Annotated in this window: 7 protein-coding genes; 2 read left to right on the forward strand and 5 right to left on the reverse strand. The window is 76.8% G+C overall.

Annotated elements, in window-relative coordinates; translation table 11 throughout:
- From ACFXGA_RS17730 to ACFXGA_RS17745, 4 genes are all read right to left on the reverse strand, one after another.
- The coding region (locus ACFXGA_RS17730; protein ID WP_378089076.1) for a DUF5682 family protein at window positions 1-401 on the reverse strand (401 nt) is incomplete at its 3' end.
- The gene (locus tag ACFXGA_RS17735) at window positions 382-1,527 is read right to left on the reverse strand and encodes an AAA family ATPase (RefSeq protein ID WP_378089078.1); all 1,146 of its coding nucleotides are present in this window, start codon (window positions 1,525-1,527) and stop codon (window positions 382-384) included. The genes ACFXGA_RS17735 and ACFXGA_RS17730, both read right to left, overlap by 20 nt.
- Window positions 1,524-6,329: a hypothetical protein gene (locus ACFXGA_RS17740; protein ID WP_378089080.1), complete on the reverse strand. Its 4,806-nt coding sequence runs from the start codon at window positions 6,327-6,329 to the stop codon at window positions 1,524-1,526. Before ACFXGA_RS17740 ends, ACFXGA_RS17735 begins: the two co-directional genes overlap by 4 nt.
- Window positions 6,326-7,189, reverse strand: a complete 864-nt coding sequence (locus ACFXGA_RS17745) for a DUF4132 domain-containing protein (protein ID WP_378089082.1) — start codon at window positions 7,187-7,189, stop codon at window positions 6,326-6,328. Before ACFXGA_RS17745 ends, ACFXGA_RS17740 begins: the two co-directional genes overlap by 4 nt.
- Before the next feature lie 176 nt (window positions 7,190-7,365).
- Between ACFXGA_RS17745 and ACFXGA_RS17750 the strand changes: the two genes are divergently transcribed.
- Window positions 7,366-7,530, forward strand: a complete 165-nt coding sequence (locus ACFXGA_RS17750) for a hypothetical protein (RefSeq protein ID WP_378089084.1) — start codon at window positions 7,366-7,368, stop codon at window positions 7,528-7,530.
- Between the two features lie 14 nt (window positions 7,531-7,544).
- Here the strand turns inward: ACFXGA_RS17750 and ACFXGA_RS17755 are convergent, their stop codons facing one another.
- On the reverse strand, window positions 7,545-8,126 hold the full coding sequence (locus ACFXGA_RS17755; RefSeq protein WP_378089085.1) for a hypothetical protein: 582 nt from the start codon (window positions 8,124-8,126) through the stop codon (window positions 7,545-7,547).
- A 312-nt stretch (window positions 8,127-8,438) separates the two neighbouring features.
- Here ACFXGA_RS17755 and ACFXGA_RS17760 point away from each other — a divergent pair, with 312 nt between their 5' ends.
- Window positions 8,439-9,128: a hypothetical protein gene (locus ACFXGA_RS17760; protein ID WP_378089087.1), complete on the forward strand. Its 690-nt coding sequence runs from the start codon at window positions 8,439-8,441 to the stop codon at window positions 9,126-9,128.
- Window positions 9,129-9,401 lie beyond the last annotated feature (273 nt).

Here is a 9,401-nt window from a genome sequence, read left to right on the forward strand (position 1 = left end):
GGCGCCTCCGTCAGCGGCGACGCGCCGCGCTCCGACCGCCGGCGGCCGTCACCGCGGGCGGCGAGCGGCAGGTCGCACGGCCGGACCTCGACGCCGTGGCGACGCGCCCAGCGGATCGCGGCCAGCTCCGGGGAGAAGTCCGCGAACGGGTAGAACGCCAGGCCGCCGTCCGGTGTCGCGCCGGACAGCGCGACCGGCGCGACGAGGTCGGGGTCGGCCAGGAACGGCAGCCACTCTCCCAGCTCCTCCGGCAGCTCGACCAGCAGCACCTCGGGCCCGAACGCGTCCAGCAGGGCGGGCACCGCCGCCGCCAGCGCGGGCGAGTGGTGCCGCACCCCGATGAGGTGCGGCGACTCGTGGCCGGCCAGCCGGTCCGCCAGGTCAGGCGTCGAGGACGTCACGGAGTTCCCACAACCGTCGCCAGGTGCGCGCGCCGGACTCGGCCCGCCGCCGGACCGCGCCGTCCCAGTAGCCGAGCAGCCGGGCCGCGTCGCCCGGGTCGTCCTTGCGGACCACGCCGAGCAGGTGGCCGGGCAGCAGCGACAGCGGGTCGCGGTCGCCGGGGAAGTAGGTGTCGGCCAGCCCCAGCGAGGTGGCCACGGACACCGCTTCCGCCGTGCTCATCACGGTGGACGGCCGTTCGACCGCCCAGCCCTCCTCGGACACCCCGTTGCGCAGGTCGCGGAACGCGGTGACCAGCACCTCCAGCACCACGTCGTCCACCGCGAACGGCGCGCTGACCCGCTCCAGGGCGGCCGCGGCCTGCCGCCGCACCAGCGCCGTCTCGGCGGCCAGGTCGCCGATCGGCCCGACGGCCTCGAAGTTGAACCGCCGCTTCAACGCCGCGGACATCTCCGACACGCCCCGGTCGCGCAGGTTCGCCGTGGCGATCACGGTGAAGCCGGGCGCGGCGTGCACCGTCGCGTCGTCCGTGCCGGACAGCTCCGGCACGGCGATCCGCCGGTCCGACAGGATCGACACCAGCGCGTCCTGCACCTCCGGCAGGCACCGGGTGACCTCCTCGACCCGCACCACGCCGCCGCGCCGCATGGCGGTCAGCACCGGCGACGGCACCAGCGCCCGCGGGCTCGGCCCCTCGGCCAGCAGCAGCGCGTAGTTCCAGCCGTAGCGCAACTGGTCCTCGGTGGTGCCCGCGGTGCCCTGCACGACGAGCTGGCTGCTGCCCGACACGGCGGCGGCCAGCAGCTCGGACAGCATCGACTTGGCCGTGCCCGGCTCGCCGACCAGCAGCAGCCCGCGCTCGCCGGCCAGCGTCACCACGGCCCGCTCGACCAGCGCCCGCTCGCCGACGAACTTCGGGCTGATCACCAGCCGGGACGGCACGCCGGCCACCGACACGCCCCGGGGCAGCGCCAGCGGCTCGCCGCTGCCCATCACGAACGTGACCACGGCCCGCGGCGTGAGCCGCCACCCCGGCGGCCGGGGACCGTCGTCGTGGGCGGCCAGGAACGCCAACTCCTCGCGGTGGGCGTCCTCGGCCGGCTCGACCTGCCTGGGTGCGGTCACCTGCGTCCTCCGGTCCTGAGTTCCTCGTAGGCGGGCGCGTCGCCGTCCAGCACCCGCCGCCACGCGCGGGCGAACAGGTCCGCGACGGGTTCCAGCGGCACGATCGCGTCGCGGCGGTGCGGGGCGTGCTCGAACATCGGCGCCTTCCACGTCTCCAGCGGCACGTGCGGCGCGGACAGGGCCAGCCACCCGCCGGGCAGGAACAGCGACCGGCCGGCCCGCGCCCGCTTCGCGGTCAGCACCAGGTCGGTCTCCGCGAGCGCGGCCCGCGCCTGGCGCAGCCGGGCGGGTTTCCAGCCGGTCCACCGCGCCACGTTCGCGTCCGTGGGGTCGGGCAGCGCCAGCAGTTGCAGGTAGAGCGCGGCGGCGTCCTCGGTCAGGTCGAACCGCTCGGCGACCTCCGCGACCAGCGCCGGCACCGACACCGTCGGGTCCTGGTGGTAGGCGGCCGGGTCGGCGGCCGGGGGCGCCGCGCACACGGCGGTGAGGCGTTCGTCGGCGAGCCGGGCGAGCATCCGCGGCACGTCGTGCGCGCCGGTCAGCTCCACCACGGCCGCCAGCAGGTCCCGGTCGCCCGGCGCGACGAGCCCCGGCCGGACCACCACGCGGCAGTGCTCGTCGCCCGCGCGGGCCAGCTCCAGCCAGTCGCGGTAGGAGTACACGCCCTCGTCCGCGGGCAGTTCGGCGCCGAGCAGCGCGGACAGCCGGTCGCGCGCGACCCACCGGCCGAGGTCGAGCGCGAAACCGGGGTGCGCCACCCGGCGCCGCGCCAGGGCCAGCGCCTCCGGCAGGCGCGCCCGCAGCGGCGAGCCGGACGGGAGCCGGTGCGCGAGCCACAGCAGCACCTGCGGCACCGCCCACAGCGCCTGGCGGTCGAACCCCTCCGGCCGGCGCGACCGCAGCTCCGTGCCGGTGAACGTCGTCCCGGCGTCCACCGTGAGCCACGGCGTCAGGTCCGGGTTGACCACGCCGGCCACGTACTCGCCGGCGTTCGCGAGGCCGAGCAGCTTGGCCGCGTCGACCAGCACGTCGTCCGGGACCGGCGACCGCCGCCCGAACTCGGCGGTCCACACCTCGGCGACCGCGGCCACGTCCGGGCCGCGGGTCCACAGCTCGGCCGGGTCGGCGGGCACGGCGGCGGCGAGCAACCGCAGCCGGAACGAGCCGCCCAGCCCGCGGAACCGCTCCTTGGCCGCCTTCGCGCCGCCCTGGGACAGGCGGAGCAGCCGTCGGTCGGCGGTGCTCAGGAAGGTCGCGTCCCACCGGTCCACGCCCGGCATCCCGGCCAGCAGCAACGTCGCCTCGGCCGCGCTCAGGCCGGTCAGCTCCACCAAGGCGGGCACCGCCTCGGGGAACCACGGCGCGGGGCCGCGCTCGGCGAGCACCCCCAGGAACCGGGCCACCCGCTCGGGCCCGAACGGGGTGCGCACCTCCCGGGCCGACTCGACGCGCCAGTCCTCCGGCAGGTCGAACACGCCCGGCGTGCGGCTGAACTGCACGCCGTCGAACCGGCTGCCCGGCTCGTTGCGCCACTGGGTCTCGAACAGGGCGATGAACCCGTCGCGCACCGGCACCACCCGGTCCTTCACCGCGGCCTGCCCCCGGGGCACGACCACGCCGAGCGTGCGCCAGTGCCCGGCGCCGTCGGCCAGGCCGCTGTCCGCGACCGACCGCAGCACCAGCGCCAGCGCGGCCCGCTGGTCGTCCGGGGTGAGCGGGGACGCGGCGCGGTGGGCCAGCGCGGCCAGGTGCGGCAGCGCGTCGAACCAGCGGGGCGCGTTGGACACGGGCAGGGAGGCCGCCTCGGGTCGCGCGGCCGCCTCGGCCAGCGCGGCGAGCAGCGCGGGCAGCGGGGTCGGCACCGGGCCGCGGGAGTTGTAGGACCGGTAGCCGCCGAACCAGTTCAGCGCGGCGTTGACCTCGTCCTCGGTGACGTCCGGGCCCGTGGGCGCGAGGACCGGGTCGACCTCCCGCGCCGCCGCGGCGAGGTCCGCGTAGCCCCGGAAGGACCGCTCCAGCCGCGCCGCGCGGCGCACCACGTCGACCACGCCGGCGATCAGCGCGGGGTGGGTGAGGCCGGGCAGGGCGTCCGTGACGACGCCCGCGAGCCCGGCGCGTTCACCGCGCGCCAACGCCGCGACCTGCTCCCGCGTGGACCGCTCGTCCGGCGCCTCCGCGCGGGCGGCGTCGAGCACCCGGTCCACCGCCTCCCGCGTCACGCCGCGCAGCGCGGCCGAACCGGCCTCGTCGCGCGGGCGCAGGAGGTGCCACCACTCCAGCGGCGGCACGAAGGGCGTGCCGAGCGCGTACGGCGGGTGCTTGGCCCCGACCGACACGCCTGCCAGCCTGGTGCCGTCGGGGTCGAACAGCACCACCGACCCGCGCCCGCCGGCCAGCGTCACGTCCGCGCCGCCGGGCAGCCGCAGCACGCCGTTCGGGCAGTCGGCGAGCCGGGCGCGACGGCCGTCCACGCCCTCGCCGACGTGCGAGCCGTCCGGCTCCCGGCGGACCCGCCAGCCGTGCAGGCCGTCCGCCGCGCCCAGCGGGCTGGCCTCGGTGGCGGGCAGCGAGGGCCTCAGGTCGCACCGGTCGAGCACGAGCGCGGCCCCGTCGACCGCGAAGTCCTCCACGAACCGGGGCAGGCTCGCGCGACCGCGTTGCCCGGTGGCCGGGTCCACCTCGACCCAGCGCGGACCGCGGTCGTGCCACACCTGGGTCCACACCGTCACGCCGTCGCCGTACGCCTCCTCGGGCGTCGGCACGACCGTGTCGCCGGGGTGCGCCACCCGACCGCCGGCGAACCGGCCGCCGCCGGGCAGCGCGATCGACGCGGTCGGCGGCAGGGACCGGTGGTGCTCGCGGCCGCCCCCGATCGCGAACACGCGGTCCGGGGCGTCGCTCCAGTACGCCAGCTCGCCGTCCGGGCCCTGCCAGCGCACCAGCAGCACCCCGTCGAACCAGTCCGCGGTCGGCGCGAAGCCCCACCGCTGCCGCGCGTCGAGCGGGATGCGGGAGACGTGGTCGGCCAGCACGCCGTCCGGGCCGACCACCACGAACCGCTCGCCCCGGCCCAGCACCAGCGCGGGCCAGCCCTCGCCGCGCACCGAGGTGGCGGGGTCCGCGGGCGTGCCCTCCGTGCCCAGGCGGGCCGCCGCGTCCTCCAGGGCGGGCCACCCCAGCTCGTCCAGCAGGCCGCCGCGCAGCGTCGTGTGCAGGGCGGCGGCGACGTCGGTGCGCGCCAGCGCCTCGGCGGACGCCGGCACGTCCACGTACGCCTCGGGCAGCCGCACCACGGCCAGCAGGTCGAGGTGGTCGGCCAGGTCCGGCAGGCCGGTCGCGGTGACGCGGTCCGCGCGCGAGCGGATCCACGCGGACAGCGCGGCGCGCAGCCCCGGCACGGCCATCGCGGACGCCAGCACGTCCGGGGCGACGGCCGTCGTGCGGACCCGGGACCGGGCGTGCGCGATGAAGCCGTTGCCGAGCGCGTCGCCGAACCGCTCGGAGGCGGCCAGCGCGGCGAGGTCGCGGCGGCCCGGCGCGTCGTCGGCCAGCCAGTCGCCGACGTCGAGCTGCACCCCCGCCTCGCCCTCGGCGATCGGGACGTCCCGCGCCACCAGCAGGTCCAGCACGTCCAGGTCGCGCTGGCGCCACCGGCGCAGCGCCCGGACCGGCACGGCGTCGGCGGCCAACCGCTCGGCCATCGCCTCGACCAGCTCCAGCAGCCGCGCCGAGCGCGGGGTGCCGCGCCACCCGGAGGCGCGGACGGCCAGCACGGACGACAGCCACCCGGCCCGGTCCACCGCCACGGCGTCGTCGTGCCCCGTCAGGGCGCGCGTCGCGCCGCACGCGGTCAGGATCTCCAGCCACGTGTCGAGCACGGCGGACGAGTCCGGCACGAACGCCAGCAGCCGGCCGCGCACCTCCGCGTCGTCGGCCGCCAGCGCGACCAGCGAGCCGCGGTAGGACTTCCAGAACGCGCCGCCCGCGCGGCCGATCGCCGAGCTGTCCAGGGTGGACCGCAGCAGCCGCCGGTCCTCGGCCGCGAGGTCGCGCCCGGCCGCCTTCGCCAGCCGCCGCAGGTCCTCGGGCATCCCCGTGTACGGCGGCAGGCCGCCCCGCGTGCGCTCCACGCACAGGGTGAAGAACATCTCGTAGGCCGCGTCCGCGTCGTGCCGGCGGGCCAGGCCCTTGGCGTGCGCGGACAACGCCTTCGCGGTCAGCGCCCCGGCGAAGGCGAACTCCAGGAACACCTCGCGGATGCGCTCCGGGTCCACCGCGAGGTCGTGCACCTCCTCCGCCTCGCGGGCCTTGCCGAACATGCTCGCCGCGTAGGAGGTGTTGCCGTGCCGCAGGAAGATCCGCCCGGCCTGCTCGTAGAACGTGGGCAGGAAGTGCGGCGCGGACCGGCCGAGCATGTCGCCCAGCGCGGTGAACCCGTCCTTCGCCGCGCCCGCCCGGGACTTGGCCGTGCGGGCCAGCCGTTCGACGTCTTTGACCAGGTTGAGCGCGTGGTGGGCGTTGGCCGGGTCGTGCACCAGCGCCCACGCCGGGAAGCCCAGCGCGCTGCGCCTGCCGGTGCCGACGGCGGTGATCCGGCCGGGCGCGTCGAACCCGAGGTACTCGCAGGTCAGGTCCTCGGCGCGGCCGAGCACGGCGGGCACGAGCCGCACCACCACGCGGCCGTCCAGACCGGGGTGGGCGTAGTGGCGGGCGGTGACGGTGTCGCGGTCGTCGCCCGTCCCGGTGATGTCGGGCAGCACGCCGCCCGCGGCGATGACGACGCTCGGGTCCGGCTCGCTCACGGGGCCACCGCCTCTTCCTCCACGACGCGACCGGCGTGGATCGCCGCCGCCATGCGCATGCCCTCGGACCACGCGACCGGTCCGACGTCGGCCGGCGGCAGCGCGGTTCCGTCCTCCAGCGCCCACCTCAGCTCGCCGGTCCAGGTCTCGCCCTCGGGGTAGTCCGAGCCGAGCCAGTAGCGGGCCTCCACGACCCGGCCGTCCTCGAACGCCGCGTACACCGCGTCGCCGCCGCGCACCGGGTAGCCGAGCGTGCGGCAGCGGCCCAGCGCGTGGTTGAGCTGCTCGAACCGGCCGCCCGCGAAGTCGTCCACCGAGGTCTTGCCCCCCGGGTCCGCCGGGCGGGCGTGGGTCTGCCGGAAGAGCTGCTGCACCTTCTGCTCCACGCCCAGCTCGGCGCCGAACTCGCGCAGCTCCTCCAGGTCCTCCAGCAGCACCGGGTGCGGGATGCGGACCGCCTCGGACGTGAGCCGGACCGTGTCGCCGTCGAGGGTGACCACGCCCAGCCCGCGCTCCGGGTCGGCGTCGCGCAGGAACCCGGTCTCCCGGGCCGCCCCGTCGCCGGCCGTGACGACGAGGTCGCGCAGCGCGCCGGCCCACGCGGCGTCCGCCCAGACCTCCGCGACCAGGGCCGTGGGCACCGGCAGCGAGCGCACCATCCAGCCGTCCACGGCGGCCAGGCACTCGGCCTCGTGCCGGGACAGCCACTCGGCGAGCTGCCGCAACTGGACGACCGGCGGGTCGTCCTTGATCGAGGCGGGCACGGAGGAGAGGATCTTGCCCTTGCCGTTGCGGCACTGGACGCGCCCGTTCTCCCCGAGCCGCACCTGGTAGCCGGAAGCGGCGTCGAGCCAGCCCACGGTTCCTCCTGCGAGTCGTTCACGGTGTGGCGCGGAGGGTAGCGGCGGGGTCCGACAATTCGATCTCCGAAGCCGGTTCCGCCGCCGTGCCGTGACCCGCGGGCGGACGGGCCTCTACCTCAAGCCTTCCCCAAATGAGGTGCGGATGTGACCCGCGTCTCCCTAGCCTTTCCGACATGAGACTGCTGCTGTGGATCGCACTCACGTGCGCGCTGGCGGTCGAGGGGGGCATGGTCCTGCCGTTGCTGGCGGGGTTGCTGATCATCGGTTGCGCCCAGGCGCGCCACCGCGCCGCCCGCCGACCGCGTGCCCTGACCCGTCACGACCTGATCGCCAACTGAACCCGGCCGACCCGTCACCCCGGCGTGTCCGTGTGGTGGTCGGCTCCCAGGTGGAACGACGAGCCGTCGAACGTCCCGCTCCACCGGCTCCCGCGCGCGCCGAACGGGCGGGACGACCGGTCGCCGAAGCCGAGCACGGTGCTCGGCCGCGGGTCGTGCGCGGCGGTGGTCGACAGCTCGAACGAGGAGCCGTCGAACCGCGGCACCTCACCGCCGGGGAGGGGACCGCCGCCGCGGAGGAACCGTTCCGCACCGCGCGGCGTGTGCAGGTCGGCCAACGGCATCTCGGACACGGGGCCGAAGGCCGACGGGTGGCGCGGTCGCCGGATCCCCCGCCGCTTCTCGATGCGCCGCACCGCCGCGTACGTCGCGACCTGGGCCTTCCACCGCGCCCGCAGCAGGAGCAGCAGCCCCAGGGCCGCGTCCAACGCCCGCGCGTCCCGCTGGAACGGTCCCGCCACCAGCTCCAGGTACCGCATCGTGTCCTCGTAGGGCGCGGCCGGGAACGCCCGCACGCACGAGCGGAACGACGACACGCGGTGCGGCAGCGGCACGGTCGGGTCGCCGGCGCGGCGCGCGTGGCCGGAGAAGCTCATGGCTTGCCCTCTCGCGGGTTCGTGGGGACGCGCCATTGTGCGGGAGCCCGGAGCGGCCCGTCGAGGCGGATTCCGACCGGGTCGGCCGCTCCGTGCGGACGGTGAGCCCGGGCCCAGTCCGAGCACGGGGACGCCCGGTCGAAGAGGGACGGCCCCGACCTCCGGCCCGCGCCCCGGCGGAGGTCCCGGGTGACGTCGGGCCGCGTCAAGCGCTCGCCGTGTCCTGTTCCCGCCGGCCGCAGCCCTCGCCTCGTCGCCCGCGTCCGGGCAGCCTCGGAGGTGTGCGCCCGCCGGTCAGAGGAGGATGTGGTGGTGAAGACCGTTCCCCCGCGGGGGAAGTCGGTGCGCAAGACCTCCGGGGCGTCCGCGGGACCACGAGGGTGGAAGCCCGTCACCGGCGTGGCGGTGGCGTTCGTGCTCGGGCTCGCGATGGCGTTCGCGTTGGGCTCGTGGACGAGCGGACCCGACGCGACCGAGCGCAGGATCGCCGAGTACGAACAGGCCGAGGAAGCGCGTGACGTCGAGCAGGTCGGCGTGCTCACCGAGTTGGCTCGCGGCACCCGCGACCGCTTGACCCCGGTGTTGACGGGCATGAACCGGGCCGCGCCGCTCGACGGCGCGGCGGGCGTCGTGCCGACCGCCGAGGAGCTGGCGGGGTGGCGTGAGGCGGTCTCGGCGGAGGTGCGGCGGTACGAGGAGACGCCGTCGGCCGGCAACGGGGTCAACGTGGCCCGGACGTCCATGCGGGCGGCGGTGGAGCAACTGGCGTTGGCGGTGGGGGCGTTCGAGTCGGCGCTGGCCGCGTCGGACCCGTTGCGGGGTCGGCTGGTCGGGTTGGCCTCGGCGCAGCGCACGACGGCGTTGCGGACGTGGTCGGTCGCCGCGCTGCAACTGGACGTGATCAACATCGAGGCCGGCAGGGGCCACGTCCACGTGCAGCTGCCGTCCGGGTCGGGCACGACGCCCATCGACGGCGAGCCGGAGGGCAGCGGCGAGCGCTGACCAGGGATCGTGGGGGAACGTGCCGGTGCGCGCACGCGGAAGATGATCTCTTCCAGACCGGACCGAACACCGCGGCCGCCGGATCCCGGTTCTTCGCCACCGCGACAACCGGGACGACGGCCCGGTCACGGCATGCTCGCCGCTCGCCGCACGGCGCGAGGCGCGAGGCGCGAGGCGCGGGGCGCGGGGCGCGAGGTGCGGGGCGCGGGGTGCGGGGCGCGGGGCGCGGGACAACGGAGCGTGGGCCGGGAGGTGATCGCAGCCTCCCGGCCC

Source organism: Actinosynnema sp. NPDC059335 (assembly GCF_042752395.1).
Classification (GTDB): domain Bacteria; phylum Actinomycetota; class Actinomycetes; order Mycobacteriales; family Pseudonocardiaceae; genus Actinosynnema.